The organism is Acinetobacter sp. YH12086 (assembly GCF_013419345.1).
In the GTDB taxonomy this organism is placed as follows: domain Bacteria; phylum Pseudomonadota; class Gammaproteobacteria; order Pseudomonadales; family Moraxellaceae; genus Acinetobacter; species Acinetobacter amyesii.
The window spans coordinates 114,325-138,192 of record NZ_VPAF01000007.1 but is presented as its reverse complement, the minus strand read 5'-3'; the positions used below and the strand labels follow the sequence as shown (position 1 = coordinate 138,192).

The 23,868-nt window shown below is 41.5% G+C and carries 23 protein-coding genes; 6 read left to right on the top strand and 17 right to left on the bottom strand.

Annotated elements, in window-relative coordinates:
- Positions 1-146: 146 nt before the first annotated feature.
- Entirely contained in the window at positions 147-608 is a 462-nt protein-coding gene (locus tag FTU29_RS09955) for an Hsp20 family protein (RefSeq protein ID WP_180121626.1), read from the top strand.
- Positions 609-1,308: 700 nt separating this feature from the next.
- Here FTU29_RS09955 and infC read toward each other — a convergent pair.
- Together infC and thrS are read right to left on the bottom strand one after the other, a co-directional pair.
- Positions 1,309-1,857 carry a translation initiation factor IF-3 gene (infC, locus tag FTU29_RS09950; protein WP_078192643.1) on the bottom strand — a complete coding sequence of 183 codons (549 nt, stop codon included), beginning with the start codon at positions 1,855-1,857 and terminating at the stop codon, positions 1,309-1,311.
- Positions 1,858-1,862: 5 nt separating this feature from the next.
- Positions 1,863-3,785 (bottom strand): threonine--tRNA ligase, encoded by a 1,923-nt coding sequence (thrS, locus tag FTU29_RS09945; protein WP_078189589.1) that lies wholly within the window; start codon positions 3,783-3,785, stop codon positions 1,863-1,865.
- 319 nt (positions 3,786-4,104) lie between these two features.
- On the opposite strand from thrS, the gene FTU29_RS09940 reads away from it, so the two are divergent.
- Positions 4,105-5,724 carry a glutamate synthase-related protein gene (locus FTU29_RS09940; RefSeq protein ID WP_180121624.1) on the top strand — a complete coding sequence of 540 codons (1,620 nt, stop codon included), beginning with the start codon at positions 4,105-4,107 and terminating at the stop codon, positions 5,722-5,724.
- 63 nt (positions 5,725-5,787) lie between these two features.
- Here the strand turns inward: FTU29_RS09940 and FTU29_RS09935 are convergent, their stop codons facing one another.
- The gene (locus FTU29_RS09935) at positions 5,788-6,939 is read right to left on the bottom strand and encodes an alanine racemase (protein WP_180121622.1); all 1,152 of its coding nucleotides are present in this window, start codon (positions 6,937-6,939) and stop codon (positions 5,788-5,790) included.
- A gap of 57 nt (positions 6,940-6,996) precedes the next feature.
- On the bottom strand, positions 6,997-8,277 hold the full coding sequence (locus FTU29_RS09930; RefSeq protein ID WP_180121668.1) for a D-arabinono-1,4-lactone oxidase: 1,281 nt from the start codon (positions 8,275-8,277) through the stop codon (positions 6,997-6,999).
- Between the two features lie 535 nt (positions 8,278-8,812).
- Between FTU29_RS09930 and FTU29_RS09925 the strand changes: the two genes are divergently transcribed.
- Positions 8,813-10,453 (top strand): acyl-CoA synthetase, encoded by a 1,641-nt coding sequence (locus FTU29_RS09925; RefSeq protein WP_111884733.1) that lies wholly within the window; start codon positions 8,813-8,815, stop codon positions 10,451-10,453.
- Between the two features lie 175 nt (positions 10,454-10,628).
- Here the strand turns inward: FTU29_RS09925 and yjgA are convergent, their stop codons facing one another.
- The 9 genes from yjgA to mazG all read right to left on the bottom strand — a co-directional run bounded on the left by yjgA (position 10,629) and on the right by mazG (position 17,302).
- A complete protein-coding gene (gene yjgA / locus FTU29_RS09920) occupies positions 10,629-11,162 on the bottom strand; it encodes a ribosome biogenesis factor YjgA (protein WP_078189593.1) in 534 nt (177 codons plus the stop codon).
- A gap of 2 nt (positions 11,163-11,164) precedes the next feature.
- Positions 11,165-11,434, bottom strand: coding sequence for an HPr family phosphocarrier protein (locus FTU29_RS09915; protein ID WP_067763492.1), 270 nt, complete (start codon positions 11,432-11,434; stop codon positions 11,165-11,167).
- Entirely contained in the window at positions 11,431-12,282 is an 852-nt protein-coding gene (rapZ, locus tag FTU29_RS09910; protein WP_180121619.1) for an RNase adapter RapZ, read from the bottom strand. Before rapZ ends, FTU29_RS09915 begins: the two co-directional genes overlap by 4 nt.
- Before the next feature lie 22 nt (positions 12,283-12,304).
- A complete protein-coding gene (gene panC, locus FTU29_RS09905) occupies positions 12,305-13,153 on the bottom strand; it encodes a pantoate--beta-alanine ligase (protein ID WP_180121618.1) in 849 nt (282 codons plus the stop codon).
- Positions 13,154-13,156: 3 nt separating this feature from the next.
- Entirely contained in the window at positions 13,157-13,966 is an 810-nt protein-coding gene (panB, locus tag FTU29_RS09900; protein ID WP_111884734.1) for a 3-methyl-2-oxobutanoate hydroxymethyltransferase, read from the bottom strand.
- A gap of 46 nt (positions 13,967-14,012) precedes the next feature.
- Positions 14,013-14,498 carry a 2-amino-4-hydroxy-6-hydroxymethyldihydropteridine diphosphokinase gene (folK, locus tag FTU29_RS09895; RefSeq protein WP_180050157.1) on the bottom strand — a complete coding sequence of 162 codons (486 nt, stop codon included), beginning with the start codon at positions 14,496-14,498 and terminating at the stop codon, positions 14,013-14,015.
- Complete coding sequence (pcnB, locus tag FTU29_RS09890; protein ID WP_180121616.1) at positions 14,495-15,964, bottom strand: polynucleotide adenylyltransferase PcnB; 1,470 nt, start codon at positions 15,962-15,964, stop codon at positions 14,495-14,497. The genes folK and pcnB overlap by 4 nt, the downstream gene beginning before the upstream one ends.
- Positions 15,965-16,098: 134 nt before the next feature.
- Positions 16,099-16,470, bottom strand: a complete 372-nt coding sequence (locus FTU29_RS09885; RefSeq protein WP_257226917.1) for a ComEA family DNA-binding protein — start codon at positions 16,468-16,470, stop codon at positions 16,099-16,101.
- Between the two features lie 37 nt (positions 16,471-16,507).
- The gene (gene mazG, locus FTU29_RS09880; protein WP_180121612.1) at positions 16,508-17,302 is read right to left on the bottom strand and encodes a nucleoside triphosphate pyrophosphohydrolase; all 795 of its coding nucleotides are present in this window, start codon (positions 17,300-17,302) and stop codon (positions 16,508-16,510) included.
- Between the two features lie 104 nt (positions 17,303-17,406).
- On the opposite strand from mazG, the gene FTU29_RS09875 reads away from it, so the two are divergent.
- Positions 17,407-18,183: an SDR family oxidoreductase gene (locus FTU29_RS09875; protein WP_180121610.1), complete on the top strand. Its 777-nt coding sequence runs from the start codon at positions 17,407-17,409 to the stop codon at positions 18,181-18,183.
- Positions 18,184-18,347: 164 nt separating this feature from the next.
- On the top strand, positions 18,348-18,767 hold the full coding sequence (locus FTU29_RS09870) for a hypothetical protein (RefSeq protein WP_078192655.1): 420 nt from the start codon (positions 18,348-18,350) through the stop codon (positions 18,765-18,767).
- An 86-nt stretch (positions 18,768-18,853) separates the two neighbouring features.
- On the opposite strand, the gene FTU29_RS09865 is transcribed toward FTU29_RS09870, so the two are convergent.
- Positions 18,854-19,495, bottom strand: a complete 642-nt coding sequence (locus FTU29_RS09865; RefSeq protein ID WP_180121608.1) for a 4'-phosphopantetheinyl transferase superfamily protein — start codon at positions 19,493-19,495, stop codon at positions 18,854-18,856.
- Between the two features lie 277 nt (positions 19,496-19,772).
- Here FTU29_RS09865 and FTU29_RS09860 point away from each other — a divergent pair, with 277 nt between their 5' ends.
- Positions 19,773-20,342: a hypothetical protein gene (locus FTU29_RS09860; protein ID WP_111884741.1), complete on the top strand. Its 570-nt coding sequence runs from the start codon at positions 19,773-19,775 to the stop codon at positions 20,340-20,342.
- 76 nt (positions 20,343-20,418) lie between these two features.
- On the opposite strand, the gene der is transcribed toward FTU29_RS09860, so the two are convergent.
- From der to FTU29_RS09845, 3 genes are all read right to left on the bottom strand, one after another.
- Positions 20,419-21,828 (bottom strand): ribosome biogenesis GTPase Der, encoded by a 1,410-nt coding sequence (der, locus tag FTU29_RS09855; RefSeq protein ID WP_078189606.1) that lies wholly within the window; start codon positions 21,826-21,828, stop codon positions 20,419-20,421.
- 173 nt (positions 21,829-22,001) lie between these two features.
- Entirely contained in the window at positions 22,002-23,147 is a 1,146-nt protein-coding gene (gene bamB, locus FTU29_RS09850; protein ID WP_180121606.1) for an outer membrane protein assembly factor BamB, read from the bottom strand.
- A complete protein-coding gene (locus tag FTU29_RS09845) occupies positions 23,144-23,842 on the bottom strand; it encodes a tetratricopeptide repeat protein (RefSeq protein ID WP_180121604.1) in 699 nt (232 codons plus the stop codon). The genes bamB and FTU29_RS09845 overlap by 4 nt, the downstream gene beginning before the upstream one ends.
- Between the last annotated feature and the right edge of the window lie 26 nt (positions 23,843-23,868).

Genomic DNA, 23,868 nt, shown 5'->3' with positions numbered 1-23,868 from the left:
TATAAAAATCCCTTGAAAAAAATCAGCACAGACCGATATTGATACATGTACAAGGATCAAACGATCTTGTTAGTGAACAGTGGATGCCAAGCATCACTGAACATTTCTTATTGTTACAACTTTGCTTATTAAAGAGAGTTCTAATTATGAGTAGTTTAAATCTTAACCCACTTTTCCGTCGTAGCATTGGTTTTGATCGTTTCAACGATTTATTTGATTATGCCATGCAAAGCGACACACCAAATTACCCGCCATACAATATTGAAAAAACGGCTGAAAATAGCTATCGCATTGTGGTGGCAACCGCAGGTTTTACAGAAGATGAACTTTCGCTAAACTTAGAAAATCAAGTGCTAAGCATTTCAGGTAAACCAACTGAAGCGCAAGATATAACTGTGGAATTTCTGCATAAAGGCATTGCTCGTCGTACATTTAAACTGTCTTTACGCTTAGATGAACATATAGAAGTGCAACAAGCCCTATATGAAAATGGTTTATTGACAGTGGACTTACAGCGTATTATTCCTGAAGAAAAACTACCACGCCAAATTCCAATTGGCAAAAAGGCATTGATAGAAAGTCCTGTCCAAGAAAATATCGCTGAGTAAACCCTCATAAAAAAAAGACCCTTCGGGGTCTTTTTTATATTAAGAAAATTAGTTAGATTCAAAACATGACAAACAAGAATAAAAAATCATGCCATCTCAAGAATATAGTGTCTCGATTCCAATTTATATGTTTCGTTTTTTATCTATTCTCAACTTAATCTTACCCATAGGTGTTTTTAATGAATCCTTGGTGGGTCTGGCTTACAAGCTGTTCATCTACTCTTTTTAAATTTTGGCGTATCTTGCAAAAAATAATCCTACGTTCTATTTCTATGCACTATGCTTTTTTCTCATTGCTTTTGTGACATGGAATATACGACCTAATATTACCAAGATGAAAATCTATTGGAGGGTACTGAAAACCCCTATTTCACGGCCTGTTTTATGTAAATAGATCTCACATAGTTAGCTCAATAAAAAGCTTTGCTCACTTTATACCTACATTAAAACTAAATTAAAGCATTTCAAAACGTCTGAATAGAAACAACGATTGAATATCAATTAGAATATAATCAAATTTGTCTTTCTTAAAGAAACTTACTTAATACCCTCAGACATAAGTTCGCATTCATGAATTTTGCTCTATTTTACAATCAATACGCAGCAGACATTCTTGCTGCCCTTCAGCAACATTGGGATTTAAAACCCGACATCTAGACAAAAAAAAGCACTGCAAATGCAGTGCTTTTTTAATGGATACTTACTTTTTCTTTTTAGGACCAAGCAGCATACCCATTTGACGGCCTTCCATTTTTGGTGTTTGTTCAACAACACCATAGTCAACCACGTCAGCTTCAATTTTTTGCAATTGAGCCAAACCTAACTGTTGGTGTGCCATTTCACGACCACGGAAACGAAGCGTGATTTTTACCTTATTGCCTTCTTCAAGGAACTTGATAATGGCACGTAGTTTAACGTTGTAGTCACCAACATCAGTACCAGGGCGTAGCTTGATTTCTTTCACCTGTACTTGATGTTGTTTTTTCTTCGCTTCTTTTTGCTTTTGTTTTAGATCAAACAAATGCTTGTTAAAATCCATGATTTTGCAGACTGGTGGCTCAGCATTAGCAACAATCTCAACAAGGTCAAGATCTACTGCTTCTGCAGCACGCAAAGCGTCAGCAAGAGATACAATCCCTTTTTGCTCGCCATTTTCGTCTACTAGACGGACTTCTTTTGCACGAATTTCATCATTCAAGGCAGGACGGTTTGATTTTCCGCCCTGTTGATTACGGTCAGGCTGTTTAATCGCTTTTACTCCACAATGTACCGGCCGCGTTCGGCTACGGCTGCTTTTACTAGGTCAACGAATGCATCAATTGACATAGTACCCAAATTTTTTCCAGAGCGAGTACGGACGTTTACAGTACCTTCCTCAACTTCACGGTCTCCAAGAACCAATAAGTAAGGAATACGCTCTAAAGTACGTTCACGAATCTTAAAGCCGATTTTCTCATTTCTCAAGTCTGAAATCGCGCGGATACCGCTTTCTTTAAGTTTAGCGACGACTGACTCACATGCTTCAGCTTGTGAATCGGTAATGTTCATCACACATGCTTGAATTGGAGACAACCAAGGTGGCATGAAACCAGCATAGTGTTCAATAAGTATACCAATAAAACGCTCGAAACTGCCAAGAATTGCACGGTGCAACATTACAGGCTGATCACGGTCGTTATCTTCAGTCACATAAGACGCATCTAAACGTTCTGGTAAGTTAAAGTCACATTGAATTGTACCGCACTGCCATACACGACCTAAGCAGTCTTTCAATGAGAATTCAATTTTCGGACCGTAGAACGCGCCTTCACCCGGTTGAAGTTCCCACTCTAGGCCAGCAGCATCTAAAGCATCTGCTAAAGATTTTTCTGCCATGTCCCAAAGTTTGTCATCACCCACACGTTTTTCTGGACGTGTCGACAACTTCATTTGTACTTCTTCAAAGCCGAAGTCTTTATAAACATCTAATGTCAGTTTAATAAAGTCTGCAACTTCAGTACCGATTTGTTCTTTTGTACAGAAGATATGCGCATCATCTTGTGTAAAGCCACGTACACGCATAATGCCGTGTAATGAACCCGATGGTTCGTTACGGTGACATGAACCAAACTCAGCCAAACGGATTGGCAGGTCACGGTAAGATTTTAAACCTTGGTTGAAGACTTGCACGTGACATGGGCAGTTCATTGGTTTTACTGCATAATTACGGTTCTCTGAGTGAGTCGTAAACATGTTTTCAGCATAGTTAGCTGCGTGCCCTGATTTTTCCCAAAGTGTGAAATCAACCACTTGCGGTGTACGGATTTCTTGGTAACCGTTGGCTTGTTGAACTTTACGCATGTATTGTTCAAGCACTTGGTAAATCGTCCAGCCGTTTGGATGCCAGAACACCATACCCGGCGCTTCTTCTTGCATATGGAACAAGTCTAACGCTTTACCAATTTTACGGTGATCGCGTTTTTCAGCTTCTTCAATACGTTTGATGTAGGCAGCTAGCTGCTTTTTGTCCGCCCAAGCTGTACCGTAAATACGTTGTAACTGTTCGTTTTTCGCATCACCGCGCCAGTAAGCACCAGAGATTTTAGTCAACTTGAACGATTTTAAGAATTTAGTATTTGGAACGTGCGGACCACGGCACATATCCAAGTAGTCTTGATGGTAGTACAAGCCCATTTCAGTTTCTTCAGGCATGTCTTCAATCAGACGCAGTTTGTATTCTTCGCCACGTGCAGTGAACTCTTTGATCACTTCATCACGTGGAGTCATTTTTTTGATAACATCATAGTCTTGGTCGATGAGCTTTTTCATGCGCTCTTCGATTGCTGCCATGTCATCTAAAGTAAACGGACGTGGCATCCAGATGTCATAGTAGAAACCTTCTTCAATGACAGGACCAATGACCATCTTTGCTTCTGGGAACAATTGCTTAACTGCATGACCCACCAAGTGCGCACAAGAGTGACGAATGATGTGAATACCATCTTCATCTTTAGGCGTGATAATTTGTAGGCTAGCATCTTCTGTAATTAAATCAGACGCATCAACTAAACGATCGTTTACACGACCCGCAACTGTATTTTTTGCTAGACCAGGACCGATGCTTTGAGCAACTTCCATCACAGACACGGCATGATCAAATTCTTTTTGATCGCCATTTGGCAAAGTGATAATTGGCATATAAAAATCCTTAAGGAGTGATGCCCCGTACAATGGAGCATGTCACCGCGAGATTATGATCGAGGGAGACCCTCAAAAGATAAAAACGGTGGATAAATAAAATTCGACCTAAATTTTACACGCCCTGCCAACTTTAATAAACCTCTAATCCCATGGAAGTTGATTTTTCTGCTGCCTTTTACAAGACTCCTGATAATTCAAGCAGATTTCAGCCGAAATACGCTTTATGCTGTCAACATAATAATCACGTTCTAATTCATAAAATTATTCCGAATTTCGAACACCTATACCCACTGAAATCTTTATGTAGGCAGGTATCATGCAAGCACATTCACTTATATCTTGGTCTAGTTTAAAACCGCTCCAACCCGCTTATGCCCTTGCAGCCAATGTCGATCTTGTGGTCTTACGGCTCGAAGATGATGATGTAGAAAAAGTCGTGGTCATGTATGGTCGCTGTCAGCATCGCGGCGCACTCATGGCCGATGCCCATATTCAAGGAGATAAAATCGTCTGTGGGCTGCATGGTTCTCACTATATTTATAAAACTGGCATCAATCCACGTTATCTGAATAAAAATCTGCAAAAGTTTAAAGCGTGGGTGGAAGGCGATCAGGTGTATGTCGATCTTGAAGAAATTCAAGCGTGGGAGAAAAGAAATCCTCAACAATATAAGCGTAATCAATACCAAGGCCTATATGCTGATTCCGCGCCCGCGCCAGAAGAACCACATAATAAATTGATCTTAGAACTCGCACGAAATGGCTTAAGTAAATTTGGACATCATGGTCCGACAGCGGCGATGGGCGTGCCTTTTAATCAACTCCCGAAATGGGAGGACATTCAACTGATCACCGCACAACTGTGGAAAATTCCATTATTAGATGATGCACCCGTAGCAACCGAAGTAGTGATTGGCCCAAATGCTAAAAAACCCTTAAAACTCAAAATCCCCCTGTTTGTGTCAGATATGAGTTTTGGTGCGTTATCTCAAGAAGCCAAAGTTGCCCTTGCAATAGGTGCTGAACTTGCAGGTACAGGCATTTGTTCAGGTGAAGGTGGAATGCTTGCTGAGGAACAAGCGGCCAATTCACGTTATTTTTATGAACTTGCATCGGGTCGTTTTGGCTATGACATCGAAAAAGTTAAAAAGTGTCAGGCCTTTCATTTTAAAGGCGGTCAAGCCGCAAAAACAGGTACGGGAGGACATCTGCCAGGCCATAAAGTGGTTGGAAAAATTGCAGAAGTGCGCAAATTACCAGAAGGCACCGCAGCCATTTCTCCTGCAACTTTCCCCGACTGGACTCATCTTTCACAATATCGTGAATTTGCAGAATATGTCCGAGCAGAAACCGGCGGCATCCCGATCGGCTATAAACTCTCCGCACAGCATATTGAACGTGATATTGACGCAGCACTCAGCATCGGTGTGGACTATATTATTTTAGATGGTCGTGGCGGTGGAACAGGTGCAGCCCCAACCTTATTCCGTGACAATATCTCTGTACCGACCATTCCTGCACTTGCACGAGCACGTCGTCATTTAGACCGTTTAGGACGGTCAGATATTAGTTTAGTGATCACAGGTGGACTTCGTGTACCCGCTGACTTTATTAAGGCACTAGCTTTAGGTGCAGATGCCATCGCGATTTCAAACTCTGCCATGCAAGCCATTGGCTGTTTAGCTATGCGTGCCTGTCAGACCAATGATTGTTCTGTCGGCATTGCTACACAACAAGATCATTTACGTCGTCGTTTAGAAATAGACAAATCGGCACAACAACTGGCGAATTTTCTAAATGCATCTGTTGAACTGATGCAAGTCATGGCTCGTGCCTGCGGACATCATCATCTGAATCAATTCTGCAAAGATGACCTGACCACATGGAAAAAAGAAATGTCGAACCTCACGGGTATTCACTACAGTGGATTTGAGTAAGCTTCAAATCATGCGCTTTTTTCAAAACAATTGAACCTAAAAAGAGTCCATACGGGCTCTTTTTTATTCTCTGAAGGTTTCAAAGGCCATGAATTGATCGGCTTGGTACAACCAAAGCTGTGCAAATTGAGGGATGATCATTTCACTCTGGGTAGGGAGTAAAAAAATATAATCATCTACGTCTATGCTGCTTGTCTGTGGAATTTGCACAAGCTCCTGATTACTACTGCGACCATATAACGCATGGGGCTGACTGCCTTGAGGATAAACATAGTCCCCTCGCCAATAGCCTCCATAAATAAATACAGCCTGATATTTTGCCCAACGACTGAGCCACTCTAACTGTGGTAATTCAGTCCGCGGCAACACTTTTAACACAGGCGTGACGATCCACAAGGCACTTTGGAAAGCTTGTAAATTTTTCAGTTCAAAATCTGCGGGTTTTAATAACATCGAGCCAAACGAGACTTCGTTACAGACACTCTGCTGACAATGAAAACTAAAACTAGGACTACCACCACCATTCCAACAGGTGTGTTCATCACATAAGGTTGGGTAGCGCTGTTGTACATAAGCTTTGAATTGTTGATAACTTTGCTGGGACTGTTGATAAGTCTGTTCAGGAGATTGGATCAGCCGTGGGATCTTCGCCACATGTGCGTCATAGCCCATTAATCCTGAAAATTTTAAATGTTGGGGATGTTGAACTATTAGATCCAAAACAGCCTTTAGCTCATCGATCGTTTTCAGACCTCCACGGTGTAGCCCCACATCTATTTCAATATTGATGCGTAGACACAGTTGATGCTGCTCAGCAAATTTGAGGTATTGGGCTAAACGCTGTTCACTATCAATCAGCCATTGCACTTGCGATTGCGTTGCCTGCAAAAACGCCTTGTCTGCATGGTTTAAGGCCTGAATCGGCATCGGTTTTCCAAACAACACATCGGCTTGCGGAATCGATTCGAAAAGCGTTTTTAGATGTGCAAAATGAAATAGCATGAAACGCTGTGTCTGAAGCTGTATAGCACAGTGTTGAAGCAGAGCCATGCACGCCAAGGATTTCACCACCAAGCGCGGATGCAGACGCTCTGGCATTTGCTGCTGAGTGATCACCAAGTTGTGATTTAATGCATCAACATCCACGATTAACTGGGGCATCCCCGTACCATTTTGTTTTAACAGCGAATTCAACTTTTGAAAATATGCATCCATGCCATCCCCTTGTTCATATCGTTCAATTGGTCTTCAACGTTTAACTTTCCACGATGCTTATTCAATCAGTAATTGCTGTAGCTCAGGACTGAGCCACTTTTGCTGAGGATCTAATTCTTGTCGAATCTTTAAAAAATCCTGCCACTTTGGGTACACATTTTGAAGCTGCCGCGCATTTAGGCTATGCAATTTCCCCCAATGCGGTCGCCCGCCATATTTTAAAAAAATCGGCTCCACCAACTTAAAGATGACTTGATAATCTTGCTTATAAAACTGATGCACCGAAATTGAGGCCGAATCTTGCTGATAAAACGGACTGAGCCAAATATCATCCCCACGTACAAGTCGATATTCTAGCGGAAAAAACATCGGAACCTTATGTCGTCGAAGGGTATGCAAAATTTCTTCTAAACAATTCATCCCGTGTTGCAGCGGAATCTGGTATTCCATCTCATTAAATTTGGTATTTCGAGCAGAAGGAAAAATTCGACTTGACCAGTCTACGTTCATCGAAGGTTTGACAAAAACACCTAATAATTTTTGTAGCCATGGATTCAGTGGTGGAAAGAATCGCGTCAATTCTGCACAAAATTTGAGTAATACGTCGTCATCTAAGCACTGTTCTTTCCGTGGTTGAAGGTTATCTTCCGTCTCATCTAAGGTTTTTAAAATAACCTGATCGGCATGACTAAATGCCCAGAACTCAATATGTCGATGTTCATATTGCCATTGCTGCATATTTTGCATGACGTCTTTCAGCGGACATAATCGCGTTTGTTCTTTGAGTTTATACATCGGTCGGTTTTGCAGCTGTACATGCGTCAGCACGCCTAAACTCCCGAGTGAAACACGCCCTGCTTGGAAAATTTCGCTATTCTGTTCAGCACTGCATTGTATTAATTCGCCCTGCGCGGTTAATAACTCAAAACCCGTAACCAATGCCGATAAACATGGTAATTCGAGTCCGGTACCATGTGTTCCTGTTGCGATAGCCCCAGCCAAACTTTGACGATCAATATCTCCTTGATTAATCAGTGCTTGATCAAAAGCCGCGAGCTTCTCCCCCAAATCAAATAATCGTGTACCAGCTTGGACGGTACTTTGGCAGCGTTCAGCATCGATATCTAGAATGCCTTTGAGATGATCTAAACGTACTAAGGTATCTGTAGTTTTTGCCAAAGGGCTAAATGAGTGCCCTGCACCGACCATACGAATCTTGGGATGGGATTGCACCACATCCATTAATTGCTCAAGATTTTGCGGTTGTATAAATGACTTCGGGATCGACTTCTGAGCACCTGACCAATTTTCCCATGCAATGTCGTGTTGAATTGTCATATTCATCCTTGTCGCCATACTTTTTATTGTATTTAGCCGTATTGTTTTATTTTTGATTTCCGCTTTTGCAATGTTAATGCACAAGCCATCTTGATTTTTTACTTAGATTATACGAAGTTTCGCATCTTCTCAAATTTAAGTTTATTGTTAAAAAACAGCAAATAAGCCACGATCAATTAAAGAAAATATCATTCGTTTATATCCCCACAAAGACTATTCAAGGCGCTCTACATTATTCGTTAAGCATCATTCAAACCGAATCAATAAAAAAGATCACACACGGAAATATCTGCCAAATTAGTATAAAAAACCAACAAACCCTGTATATTTTTCAACTAAATTATTTATGCTAAAAAATCAATTTTGAGAACCACAGGGTTCATTTTCGTCACTTTACAGTTTTTATTTTATTCAATTTCAATCACTTAAAAATTTAGTGTAAATACTCGACTAAAGCATAAATGCAGAGAAGCTACGGACTGAATTATTGTTAAGTCAGATTTAAAACAAATAGACATGGACTTGGAGTACCACGATGGTTAGCGCATACGATGAATTGCCACGGACCCCGGCAAATTTTGTGGCACTTTCGCCTCTACGTTATTTAGAGCGTGCAGCTTATATTTATCCTGATCAGGATGCCATTATCCATGGCAATCGTCATATTTCATGGCGCCAAACATATAACCGCTGTCGTCAATTTGCACATCAGTTGCAACAATTAGGCATTGGCAAAAACGACACCGTGTCTGTGTTATTACCGAACGTTCCGGCTATGGTTGAAGCACACTTTGCCGTACCGATGGCGGGTGCTGTACTAAATACGCTAAATACACGCCTTGATGCGAAAACCATTGCCTTCATGCTGGAACATGCAGAAACCAAAGTCCTGTTGGTTGACCCTGAATTTGCTCAAGTTGCCACCGAAGCTTTGGCTTTGATCGATCAAGACATTTATGTCATTGATGTTGCAGATGCTGAATTTGAAGGCACAGCACAACCGATTGGACAAATTGAATTTGAAGACTGGTTGGCGCAAGGCGATGCCAACTTTGAGTGGCACTTACCTCAAGATGAATGGGATGCAATTAGCTTAAGCTATACCTCGGGTACCACAGGGAATCCAAAAGGCGTGGTGTATCATCACCGCGGCGCATATATCAATGCAGCGAGTAACATCATTGCTTGCGGCATGACACCACGTGCAACGTATCTGTGGACGCTTCCTCTATTCCACTGTAATGGCTGGTGCTTTGCTTGGACAATGGCAGCCAATGGCGGAACCAATATTTGTCTACGTAAAATTGACCCTGAACTGATTTTCAAACTGATTGCAGAACACAAAGTAGATTATTTCTGCGGTGCGCCAATCGTACTTTCAATGATGATCAATACGCCTGAAGAGAAAAAAGCACAATTTGACCATCGCGTTGAAGTGATGGTTGCTGGTGCAGCGCCACCTGCAGCGATTATTGAAGGGATGCGTAATATTGGTATCAATGTCACACATGTTTACGGTTTGACTGAAACCTATGGTCCATCAGCACTTTGCGCATCGCAAGCTGGTTGGTCTGATCTTTCCATTCAAGAACAAGCACAGTTGCATTCTCGCCAAGGTGTACCATACCCGCTTCAAGACGGCATGAAAGTCATTGACCCTGAAACCATGTTACCTGTTCCGCATGATGGCCAGACTATGGGCGAAATCATGTTCCGTGGCAACATCGTAATGAAGGGTTATTTGAAAAACCCGGAAGCAACGGCTGAAGCCTTTGCCGGTGGTTGGTTCCATACCGGCGACTTAGCAGTCTGCCAACCTGACGGTTATGCCAAAATTACTGACCGCTCTAAAGATGTGATCATTTCAGGGGGTGAAAACATTTCATCGCTCGAAGTAGAAGAAATTCTATATCAACACCCTGCTGTACTGACAGCTGCAGTGGTTGCAAAACCTGACCCTCGTTGGCAAGAAGTGCCTTGTGCCTTTATTGAATTAAAAGCAGGTAAAGAAGCAACGCCTGAAGAACTGATCGAATTCTGTAAGCAGCACCTTGCACGTTTCAAAGTACCTAAAGATGTAGTGATTACCGAAATTCCAAAAACCTCGACAGGTAAACTTCAGAAGTTCGTTCTCCGTGAATGGGCTAAAGAGCGCGCTGTTGGTGAATTTGGTTAATGTTAAAACTCAAAAGCCAAGCATGATTTTTTCAATCATTTAAGCAAAAAAAGCGACCTAATCAGGTCGCTTTTTTGATGTGAAGTCTATAACTTCACGTTTTGCTTCAATGATCAGATCACGTTGAATTCTCTGATCATTGAGCTATCTAAGTACTTGGCTATCTAATCATGCATTAGTTATCAGATAATAAAGCCACTTGTTGAATGTAGTTAAACAATTTCAACTTTGACGCAGTCAGTTCTTCTTCGCTTACATTTTTTGCTATATCACGTTGAATACGCAAAATATGCTGACGAATAGGATGATGTTCAGCAGCATTATGTGCTTTCATGAACTCTTTAATGACGGGATCACCTTGGGCAATCATACGTTCAGTCCAGCGTTGAAGCTGCGCTGTTTTTTTCGCACCTTGCTGCGGGGTTAAGTAAGATAAAATCATGGTTTCATCTTCATTACGCAGTAATTTACCTACACGTTGAAACTGACGGCGTCGCGCTTCATGTGAAGTAATTGTTTGTGCATCTAGTAGTGCTTCGATCAGACGCTCTTCAACAGGAAGATTTTTAATCTGTTTAGGATTCAGTTTTGCAAGTTCCTCGCCCAAAGCAGCCATACGTTGTACAGCTTTCTTTTGCTCAGTTTTACTTGCACGTCCTTCTAAGGATTCAAAGTCTTCTTCGGTATAGCGGTTCGGTCGACGTGCCACGTTTAATCTGCCTCGTAAAATTTTGCCGCAAACAGTGCTTGAATTTCAGATAAAGCTTTTTCTTCATCTGCACCTTCAATCACTAAGCGTAAAGTTGTGCCCTTGCCTGCGCCAAGCATCAGCAAAGACATAATATTTTTGGCATCTACTAATTTTCCACCCTTACCAATTTGAATCGACGAGCGAAATTTGGTCGTGACTTCGATTAGCTTGCCAGATGCACGCGCATGTAAACCCAGTTTATTAATTACGTCAACAGTTGTGTCGATCATGACCAGTGCTTCATTTCTCTATGTAGAACCTGAATAGACCATTTTGCCTCAAGTGCTTTTTTTAGTCTATCTACGATATATACCGAACGGTGTTGCCCACCTGTACAACCGATCGACACCGTCATGTAATGACGATGCCCTTCGGCAAATGCCGGCAGCCATTTATCCAAAAAATTATAAATATCTTGGAACATTTCATTGGTTTGTTCACTTTGTTGTAAAAACTGACGAACTGGCTCATCTAATCCTGAATACTTACGCAATTCCATATCCCAGTGTGGATTGGGCAAATGACGGACGTCAAAAACATAATCTGCATCGAGTGGAATACCATGCTTATAGCCAAAAGACTGTAAGATCAAAATTAAATTATCTGCCTGTCCGAGTTTAGACAGCAAGGTATGTTTTAAATCATGTACGCTCTTGTCTGTAGTATCAATATGTACTGTCGAGCGTAATTGAATCGGCAACAGTAAAGATTTTTCTTCCTGTATGCACTCATTTAAACTTTTGAAACGACTTGCCAAGGGATGGGGACGTCGAGATGAACTGAATCGCGCAATCAATTCCTGATCACGCGTGGTCAAATAAATAATATCGACTGAGCCATGGCGTTGTAGCTGTTGAAAAACCAAATCGAACTCTTGTAAATCTGCACGTGTACTGCGGACATCCACACCCAGTGCCAATTGTTCAAGATTATTTTCTGAATCAAGTTTTTCAACAATTTCGGGGAGTAAGGCCAATGGCAAATTATCGATACAGTAATAGCCTAAATCCTCAAGTATCTGTAATGCAGATGACTTTCCAGATCCAGATTGTCCTGTAACAATTAAAATGCGGTTCATCGCTTGCTACCCCATAGCCGTTTTAAACTGTAATATATTTAACCTGCATATTATCAATAAGACGTGTTGCGCCTAATTTAGCTGCAATAAACAACACCACGTCTTGATCAAATTCTTCAATTTTCTGTAATTCAGGTGTACGTGCTTCAACATAGTCCACAACAAAACCCGCTGCTGTCAATGTTGCTTTAATATTCGCTAACACATCTGCCAGTTGAGTTCCAGCATGTAATTCTGCCTCAGCCGTTTTCAAGCTTTGGTAAATCGTTGGTGCAATCGCACGATTTTCCGCACTCAAATAACCATTGCGTGAGCTCAATGCTAAACCATCTTCGGCACGAGTAATCGGCACACCAATCACTTCTAGTGGAATATTTAAGTCACGTACAAACTGACGAATCACTGCAAGTTGCTGGTAATCTTTTTGCCCAAAGAATGCAAAATTCGGTTGAACAATATTAAAGAGTTTTGTCACAACAACAGCAACACCGTCAAAATGACCCGGACGCTGTTCGCCACACAAATCATTGGTAATGCCGCCCACGCTAATATTGGTTAAGCGCGGTTTGTTGCCATACATTTGTTCAACAGTCGGTGCAAACACGATGTCACAACCCACTTCAGCCAATAAGTGCTGATCTTGTTCCAAAGTACGTGGATAGTTGTCAAAGTCTTCATTTGGACCAAACTGAATTGGGTTAACGAAAATACTCACCACCACGACATCACACAGTTTACGTGCTTCACGAACTAAATTGAGGTGACCTTCATGCAAGTTCCCCATCGTTGGTACAAAACCAATGATTTTGCGCGCAGCACGTGCTGGATTTAGCGATGCACTTAAACCTTGAATAGTTGTTTCAGTTTTCATGTCTTACAGCTCAATTTGGAATGTATGTTCTTTGGCAGGGAAACTACCATCAAGTACGGCAGCATGATACGCCTTAAACGCATCCACAATTGCCGTTTCCCCTGCTTGCTCTTTCATAAAATTGCGAACAAATTTCGCCACGTGACTAAACGTCAGTCCCAACATATCTTGTTGAACCAAGACTTGAGCATCCGTTTCTGCACCGGCACCGATCCCAATCACAGGTGTATTTGGGAATAATTCACTAATTTCTTTACCCACTTGGGCAGGAACACATTCCAAAAGTAAAATTGCTGCACCTGCATCAACCACAGCTTTACAATCTGCAATGAGTTGATCCGCGGTTTCGCGTGTACGTGCTTGCACTTTATAACCGCCAAACACATGAACCGATTGCGGAGTTAACCCTAAATGCACACACACCGGAATACCATTACGGGTCAATACTTCAACTGTTTCTGACAACCATGCGCCACCTTCCAATTTGACCATCTGTGCGCCTGCTTGCATCACGGTCTTTGAATTCACCAAAGCGTCATTCAAAGTGGCATAGGTCATAAATGGCAAATCAGTCAAAATAAACGCATGTTTATTGCCACGACGCACTGCAGCAGTGTGATATACCATATCTTCAACAGTGACAGGCAAAGTTGAGTCATTCCCTTGAATGGTCATCCCCAATGAATCACCAATCAGAATACTATCGACTTCAGCAACTTCCATTGCTTTTGCCATGCTCGCATCATAGCAAGTCAGGCAGGAGAATTTGCGGCCTTCCGCTTTAAATTTTTTCAAGTCACTTAGACTAATCATTTCAATATTCCTCAGATGACGGCTTTCTCAAGTGGTCATACAAAAATTAAAGATGGGCCCAGTTTCCTGCATCCAATACAGTTAAATTTGGATTATTCAAAATAGGTAAATCTTTTAATGGTTGTCCTTTAATCTGTAGATTCTCATCTAAATCCAACAAAGGTTTCAACACAAAATCACGTTCTAAAACACCAACATGAGGCACCGTCAAACGTTCATTTTGAATGTGCTGTTCACCATAAATCAGTAAATCTAAATCCAGTGTACGCTCCCCCCAATGACGTAGGCGTACACGCCCCGACTCTTGTTCAAAGCGTTGCAATTCATCTAACAAAGCCAAAGGCGCTAGATCCGTTTCTAATGCAACCGCTGCATTTAAATAATTCGGCTGATCTTGTGGCCCCATTGGCGGGCTTTGATACAGTTTTGAGACTTTCACTGTACCGAGTGTTGCAAGTTTATGCACCGCTTCACTAAGGATCTGTAGAGAATCACCTAAATTACTGCCTAAACCAATATATGTCAGCGTCATTGTGTTGGCCCAAAAATAACCTGAGTCAAATCTCGTTTCACACGTTTACGTTTTAAAATCGGATGATCTGCACCAATTTCACCACTGGCTGACGCTGCCACGATTGACACTGTCGCTGGACTGTTGGCATGTGATTTAGGCTTACGTTGACGGCGACTTCTGCTTTCTGGTTCATTCACCAGCGGTTCAATTTCAACTTGCTGATGAGTAGAAGTTTTGGCTTCCACATCTTCATGCGCCGCTTTACGACGACTCTTGGCACGTTGACGATTGTATTGGCTAATTGCTCGTTCTTTTTCGTCAGTGCTCATCTGCTGATAAGCATCCCACCACTGCCCCATGCCTTGCGTGCTTGTATCGCCCGATTTTTCACGCAACAACAGAAAGTCAAAGCCTGCACGGAAACGTGCATGACCTGAAAGTGCTTCAATTTGCTGTGGTTTTGGACTTAGTAAACGGGTTTGCATTTCCCAAACTTCACGAATAAATGTTTCGGCAAAGCGTGGAATAATGGTTCGTGTAGCCTGACGTTTCAATACATCTAAGCCTGCTTGAGCACGCGCTTCAGCAGGAACAACACCTTTATTTAAATAGAACGTACAACGTTCTTGGAACGGAATCCACAATAACACGGCATAGAAAAATGCAGGGTTAATGGTTTTCCCAATCGAAATACGTTGATCGGTATTTTTTGCAGCCAACTCAATAAATGGGGTTACGACCGGTTTGATATCTGCAAATAACTGATACCAAATACCAAAATCGATCAGCATCGGTAAGACGCGATTGAGATGCCCCATGGTAAAGAGCTTTTGTGACTCATCGTATAAACGATGAGGAGACACATCACGCAGCAATTGAGTAAGTTCTGGAGTAAAGACATCCAGAATTTTTTCATCAATATTAAAGTTTAATTTGGCTGCAAAACGTAAAGTCCGAAGCATCCGCACAGGATCTTCTTCAAAACGGAGTTGTGGATCACCCAATAAACGCAACGTTTTATGTTTTATGTCATCTACTGCATGACAAAAATCTAACACTTCGCCTTTGCGTGGTTGGTAATACATCGCATTGATCGAAAAGTCACGGCGTGCAAAGTCTTGCTCAATCGTACCCCAATTATTATCACGTAAAATCATGCCCGCAGCAGAAGTCACGGCTTTTTTAGGCGGCGCACGGAAGGTCGCAACTTCGATCAGTTCACGTCCTGAGTAGACATGCGCCAGCTCAAAACGACGACCAATAATTCGGCAACGTCGCCCGAAGACTTCTTTCACCTGAGCTGGTGTCGCATTAGTTACGGCATCAAAATCTTTAGGTGCATGACCCAACATTAGGTCGCGGACACTGCCACCCACGATATAAGCTTCATAGCCTGCCTTAGTTAAGGCATCAATCACATCTAAAATGGAAGAAGGTAATTGTGTGGTTGATAAACCACATTTGGACGCGCGCAAAGTTTGCAAAAGACGCTGTCTCCTACGTCTGAACGTAAAATTCTTAAGATGTCGCTAATGATATCTCTAACACAATCAAAGGGCAATTTGATTATCTCGATGCTCAAGCTGAGCTTAACCTAATTCTTTTTTTTACACTTCACTTAAAGTGCCAATTTTGCTTTATTTTTAGCAAACAGCGCAGGACCGATTCCCTTAACCTGTTGAATATCATCAATGCTTTTAAATAAGCCATTACTTTTGCGATATTGCACAATTGCTTCTGCTTTTTTCTGACCAATTCCATGCAATGTCTGCAGTTCATCGACTGAGGCTGTATTTAAGCGCACTCGATCTGATCGGCTATTTTGTTGGGTGCTGGGTCGTGACAAATAATAGTTGGCATTGCTCGGTGCAGTTGCCACTTTGGACTTCGAGGCCTCAGATTGCTTTTTTAATTGTTGATCTTGAGCTTGCTGCATGGCTTTCCATTCCGCGTAGCCCGAAGGGCTTTGAGCATAAGTCAAATCTGCCATTAAACTCAAAATCAAGACAAGTAATTGTGTAGAGTATTTATTCTTTAGGATGTGGTACATATTCAGCCTGTTGTTTTAATTGTTGTTTTGCCTGTTCCCATAACTGATCCATTTCAGTCAGGGACAAGTCTTCTACATGTTTTTGTTGTAATGTGGCCTGTGCTTCAATATAAGCAAAACGGCTTCTAAATTTATGAATGGTACTTAAAAGTGCCATCTCACTTGAGATGCCAATCTTACGTCCAACATTCACCAGAGAAAATAAGCAATCACCAAATTCATCAAATATTTCGTCGGATTTTTTGCCTGCTAAGGCCTCTTTTAACTCCCCTAGCTCTTCCTCAAGCTTGCCATAAGCCCCTTCAATATCTGGAAAATCAAAGCCAATTTTCGCCACATTTTTTTGGATTTCATCTGCTTGGCTTAATGCAGGAGCATGTTTAACTTCATCTAATCTAGATACTGATTTCCCTGCTTTTTCTTGTTGTTTAATCTGTTTCCATAGTGTTGCCACATCATCCGCATTGAGTGCTGAGAATTGCTCTGCCTGAAACACATGGGGATGACGGCGAATTAATTTATCTGTAATGGCTTGCACCACATCTTGAAAATCAAATGCGCCTTGTTCGCTATACATCTGCGACTGAAAAACCACTTGCAGCAACAAATCCCCCAGTTCATCTCGTACATCATCACTCTGACCTGAACGAACTGCCGCTTCAACTTCATAGGCCTCTTCGATGGCATAACGAGTCAGACTTTCTGGGGTTTGCTTTTGATCCCATGGACATTTTTCACGTAATTCTTTCATCACTGCTAATAATTGTTCCATGTGAACTCCAGCTATTTACTCATCAGTACATTGTTTCGATTACAGAATTTGATATGCTCAAAATTCACTCAGGGAATGAGCAACTCAATTCAGGGAAGCATAACATGCAAAGTATTTTTATTAGCGGTGCAGGACAAGGGATTGGCGCAGCAATTGCACGACTATTCATACAACAAGGCTATAAAGTTGGGCTTTACGACATTAACCAATCTCAAGTCACCTCCTTAGCTGCTGAACTCGGTAGCCATGCCAAAGCTGGGCTTTTAGATGTGACACAATCAGAGCAATGGCAAAGCGCTTTAGCTGAATTTGTTGCTTGGGCAGGTCAGCTGAATATCTTAGTCAATAATGCCGGAATTCTGTATTCAGGCAGCTTTGAACATACGGAACTGTCTGCACACCACCGAACGATTGATATCAATGTCAAAGGGGTGATAAACGGTTGCTATGCGGCATTCCCCTATTTACAACAAAGCAATTTTGCTCGTGTGATTAACCTCTCTTCGGCTTCAGCTATTTATGGACAAGCAGATTTAGCCAGTTATGCCACATCTAAATTTGCTGTACGTGGGCTCACTGAAAGCTTAGATATTGAATGGCAAAAATACAATATTCGCGTTTTAGATGTAATGCCTTTATTTGTTCAAACCGCGATGGTGCAAGACATGGATGCACAAAGTATTAAGAAAATGGGCATCAATCTTCAACCGAGCGATGTTGCTCAGCAAATTTATGCCTTGGTACAAAAAAAGGATACGGTCTTAATGGCCACACATACACCTGTGGGGATGAAAGCTAAATTTTTATTTAATTTATCGAAGTTTAGCCCGCAATTTGTCAACCGCTTAAGTAATATTTGGATTGCACAAAAACCCAAATAGCAACGTGTTACTAATCATTTAATTTTGCAATCATATTTGTACACAAATTACACAAAGTTACATAATTGTCACATTTTAACAGGACAAAATTCCTTTTTTTGAATAATATTCACCCGCCCATTACTTTCGGGCGTTTATTTTCTAACAATAAAAGTGAATATTTCATGAAAAAATTACTTGTTCTTGCAACTGTTACTTCTATTTCAATTTCTGCTTTTGCTACAACTCAATTCGCATCTTCAGAATTAAAAGCGATGGATTGTGCAACTCTTGCTGTTGAAAAAGCGAATGCTAAGCGCTCTTTAGAAGCTGCTGACAAAAACATTGCAAACATCCAAGCATCTGCTCAAGCACCAGGCAAATCATTGAGCAAATTTGCTGGTTTAGCGGGTGGCGCTCTTGCTGCTTTCGGTGGTAACTCTGAAAAAGCTGCTCGTGCAGGCAACATTGCAAACAGCTTGGCTGGTGAGCAAGATACTTCTGATGCAGGCAACCTTGAACTTCAACAAGCGAACAAATCAGCTGCTCAAGCAAACATCGACAACATTGGTATCTATCAAGGTTCTAAAAAATGCAAAATCTAATCTAAAGCCAGTTTAGATTGATTTAAAAAAAGCCCTGTTCAGCCAGAACAGGGCTTTTTTCATGGTGATTTCTATTTCATACCGATTTATAAGACATTCAACTCAATTTTCGGCAAATGAAAGCCTCGGCAAGATTGTTCACTTTGCCATGCTACCGTCAACATCACATGCGGTAGTTGAATATTCTGATAAGCAAAAGTGCCAATTGCGGGATGACTACACATCCCACCATTCTGCTCAGGATGACACTGGGTATTCAGTTCATTCAGGTTCACTCGAATCCCTAAACCTGACGCTTTAAGTACCGCCTCTTTGGTGGTCCAAACTTTAAACCAAAAATCAGGATCATGCTCACAGCTCTCCCAATGAAGCAATTCTTCGGGATGAAAACTGTGTTGAGCCATCGCATCAAAACGAACTTTTCGATTTAAATCCTCAATATCAACACCAATATTGACGATTTTTTCACTGCTGGCCAAAACATAATGCTGCTGGCTATGACTATGATTAAAATGAAAGTGGGGAAAATCAGGAAGAAAAGGCTTACCAAACGCAGACTTTGAAAAATCTGAATTTTCAACTGACCTATTTAGCCGCTGCGCAAGTAATTGATTGCGATATTGGTAAATGGCTTGTTTACGCACGGCAATTACCTCTTGACGACTCAAGCCATGCGGCTCCACAAAGAAGTCAGTAATTGCACTATATTCAAGCTGAATTTTCGCCATAAGTTATTGATCCAATATCTTTTACACTACGTCCATGACGCTATATTTTATGCGACTCTCCAACACAAAATACACCACAATACAGATGAGCGCATCGGTTCTTTGACTTATCGAGATTTTAAAACTCAGTTTAAAAATATTTCAGACCACTTAAGAAATACTTAATATTATAAATATATTCAAATACTTAAGTATAATAAATATTTCAAATACATCTTTAATTAGATAAAATACTCTAGATTCTTATAACTTTAATTTAAAACTCGGGGTAAACCAGATGCTAAGAAAAATCACCTTAATCAGTTCACTTTGCGTCCTACCATGTTTCGCTCAAGCAGGATTATTGGATGCAGCCGTTGCAGTAATGGGTGCCAAAAATGGCGCGATTATGGACCAAGCTGAAGCGCGTATGAATCAAAGCCGTCAAGAAGCTGCCAATGCTGTAGCTCAAGCAGACCGTGGCTATGCCTCAAATTTCAATCAAGCTAACCAAACCAACAATAGTGTTTATAGCACCAGTTATTTAAAAACCTTAGATTGCACTGATCTGAGCGTTGAACGTAAAACTTTCGAACGTACATTGGAAGCATCGCAACTGGCATTAAGCCAAGCGTCTGCACAGCAAAATAATCAAGTTTCAAAATGGGCTGGGCTTGCTGGCAACGCGCTATCCGCATTTTCAGGTCAATCTGAAACAGCCGCGCGTATGGGACAATTTGCGACAGCTTTTTCGGGCAATAAAAATACACAACAGGATAGCAGCAGCGCACAGCAAGCCATGGAAATTGCTCAAGCTAACCTGGATAATATTGATATTTACCGCCAAGCTAAAAAGTGTAAAAACTAATTTTCACATCTTTTTAGATAAATAAAGTGAAATAAAAAAGCCTGCATATCTGCAGGCTTTTTTTGTTCATCTAAACTTAGCGTTTGAATTTCTTTTCCGCTTTTTTGAACTTCTGAACATAACGACGTTTACGTGCCGCCGTACGCTCATCGATTTGCGACTTACGACCTTCAAATGGGTTATCAGAGGTTTTAAATTCAATTTTGACTGGCGTACCTTCAAGTTTATAAACTTTACGGAACACGTTTTCTAGGTAACGACGATAGTCATTTGGCGTTTTATCGACCTTGTTACCATGAATCACAATCGTCGGTGGATTTTGTCCGCCCATATGCGCATAACGCATTTTGATACGACGACCTTGAACCATTGGTGGTTGGTGCGCATCAGTTGCATCATTCAAGATCTGAGTGATTTTCGCAGGTGATACTTTCAAATGCGAAGAATCATAAGCACGGTGGATCGATGGATAAAGATCACCAACACCTGTACCGTGAAGTGCAGAAATTAAGTGAATTTTTGCCCATGGAATAAAGTCAAAACGACGTTCAACATCTAATTTACATTGTTTACGGTCGTAGTCAGACATGTTGTCCCATTTGTTGATGGCAATCACCATCGCACGGCCTGCTTCAAGCGCATAACCAATCAAATGCAAGTCTTGCTCAACGATCCCTTCACGTGCATCGACAACAATAACCACAACATGCGCATCTTTCATCGCTTGTAAAGTTTTCACAATCGAGAATTTCTCGATCATTTCGTCCACTTTACCTTTACGACGTACACCCGCAGTATCGATTAACGTATATTTACGGCCATCACGTTCAAATGGAATATAAATCGAGTCACGTGTTGTACCCGGTTGGTCAAATGCAACCACACGGTCTTCACCCAACAAACGATTCACTAAAGTCGATTTACCCACGTTTGGACGACCAATAATCGCTAAACGTAAGCCTGTGTCTTTATCGTGTTGTTCTTCACTTTCATCTTCAGGCACTTCAGCTAACACTTCTTCAAGCATTTGCTGAACACCACGACCATGGCTGGCAGCCACTTGAAGTGGTTCACCCATACCCAATTTAAAGAATTCAACTAAAGCTGCTTCGGCATGTACACCATCAACTTTGTTGGCAACAAGATAAACTTTTTTACCCAGCGTACGTAAGTCACGTGCAATTTGCTCATCAGATGCCAATAAGCCTGCGCGAGCATCAACAACGAAGACAATAATATCTGCTTCATTGATGGCAGTTTTTGACTGTTCTGCCATGTACGAGTCGATACCGCCTTCAGTTTCGCCAATACCCCCAGTATCAACGACGATGAAGGATTTATTTTGATAAGTCGCGTCACCATACTTACGGTCACGAGTCAGACCGGCAAAGTCAGCAACGAGAGCATCACGGCTCTTGGTTATCTGGTTAAACAACGTTGATTTTCCGACGTTCGGACGACCAATGAGCGCAATTACGGGTTTCATAGATTAACCTTTATTCCAGATCAGCCAGTTTGGTCTGGTCTGAACATCAGAAAGCTTAGGAAGAATGGAAATAGGATAAATGCCTAAAATAAATAAAAACACGGGGCATTGATGATTCAATCCCCCGCGTTAAAAATACGGTTTGGCTTATTTTAACATAAGCCGCAGAAAAATTAACGGTTCTGCCAAATGCTTAATGCACCCTTACGTGTCGACACATATAATTGGTTGTCAATTACACGTAGTGAACGTACTTCACCACTGGTTTTAGAACGACCAACCAACTCGCCTGTCGCTGGGTTGATTAAGTGAAGTACACCATCCAGATCACCAACCACAAGGTCTTGACCTAACATCACTGGGTTACTCAAATTACGATTAAGCAATTGGTCATTTTCCCACAATGTTTGACCAGTGGTAATTTCATAAGCCACCATTTTACCATCAGTTTGTGTCACAAAGACACCATTGCCCGCAACTTCAGGACGCTGAATGCTGCTCGCATCATTGCTCCAGATCACTTGTTGTGAGGCAAGATCAAGCGCTGTCACTTGGCCTTGGTAACTGGTGGTAATTAAAAATTGACCTGCTACAGTCGGTTCACCGTCAATATCAATGAGACGTTGTACATCTGAACGACCGTCTGACACTGCAACACGACGCTGCATTTTCGGAATACCGCTCAATGCATCAATCACATAGATATAGGCATTTGAAGAAGCGATGAGAACATGACGCGCATCGAGTGATACCGGTGCTGCCATACCACGTAAACTAAACTGCACATTTGGCAAGTTATAGGTCCAAGTTTGTTGGCCCGTTGCCACATCGTTTGCGTATACCGTACCATCATTGGTAACTGAAATAACGCGACCTGCTTGAATCAACGACGGTGAAAGTAACGCGCCGGTTAATTGCGCAGTCCACTTTTGTTCACCTGTTGCCTGATCTAATGCAAATAATTGACCTTTTGCATTACCCACAACCACAATACCGTCAGCTGCTTCTACACCTGCAGTCAAACCTTGTTTAGAGATTTTCTTCTGCCATAAACGCTCTTTGCCTTTGTAGGCTTGAACTTCACCATTAGGATTTACGCTAAAAACAACGCCATTATCTGCATCCATACGTAAACGTAGTGGATCTGCTTCTTCAGTTGAAGCCACACTGTTTGAAAATACAGGTGCTAAAGTTTTTGCCTGTTCCAATTTTGGTAAAGGATTTGGTTTTACTTTTTCTACTTTTCCTTTATTTGCACAACCAGCCAAAGCAAGTGTTAAAACTGTCAGCGCACAGGTAATTTTGTATTTTCTATTCATTCAGTTGCTTCCACTTGTGTATCTATAATTGGACGTTCAATTTCAGGATCATCAACTAAAACGCCTACACTTTCGAGTTTAATTTGTAAAATTTGACGTTCTTCTTGTCGTTCAACCAAAGCATCCCATGCACTTTGATAGACTTTCTTTGCATTTTCGATATCATTTTTTGCAACATAGACATCGCCACGGACTTCATCTGCAGTCGCTTGGAAAGCAGGTTCTTTAACGGCTTCTAAGGTTTTTAATGCTTCATCAAATTTCTTTTGCGCCAATTGTGCATACGCCAAACGTAATTTCACCAATTGAATTAAGCCTGCATCATCAACTTTTGAATTTTCAACTTTTTTCAAAGCTTTTTCAGCGTTGGCATAATCCGCTTTATCATACGCCAATTTTGCCATAAGCAACTGAGTTTGGATGGCTTGTGGCGAATCTGGCGCTTCTTTTACAATTTTATCTGCAGTCGCAGAAAGTTGTGTAAAAGCATCGCCAGTCGCCGACTGAGCATCATCCATTAACTGCTGTACTTTGGCTGTTTGCATTTGCGATTCAGCCAAAGTTTTCTTCTGCCAGTATTCCCATCCGAAAAAGGCAATCAACGCAATTAAAATGCCGCTAACAATGGCAGAGCCATATTTTTTAGCAAACGATTTTAAGTTATCAAGTTGTTCTTCTTCACTCAATGCGCTCATGAAATTACCTTTTTCCTTATGTTATA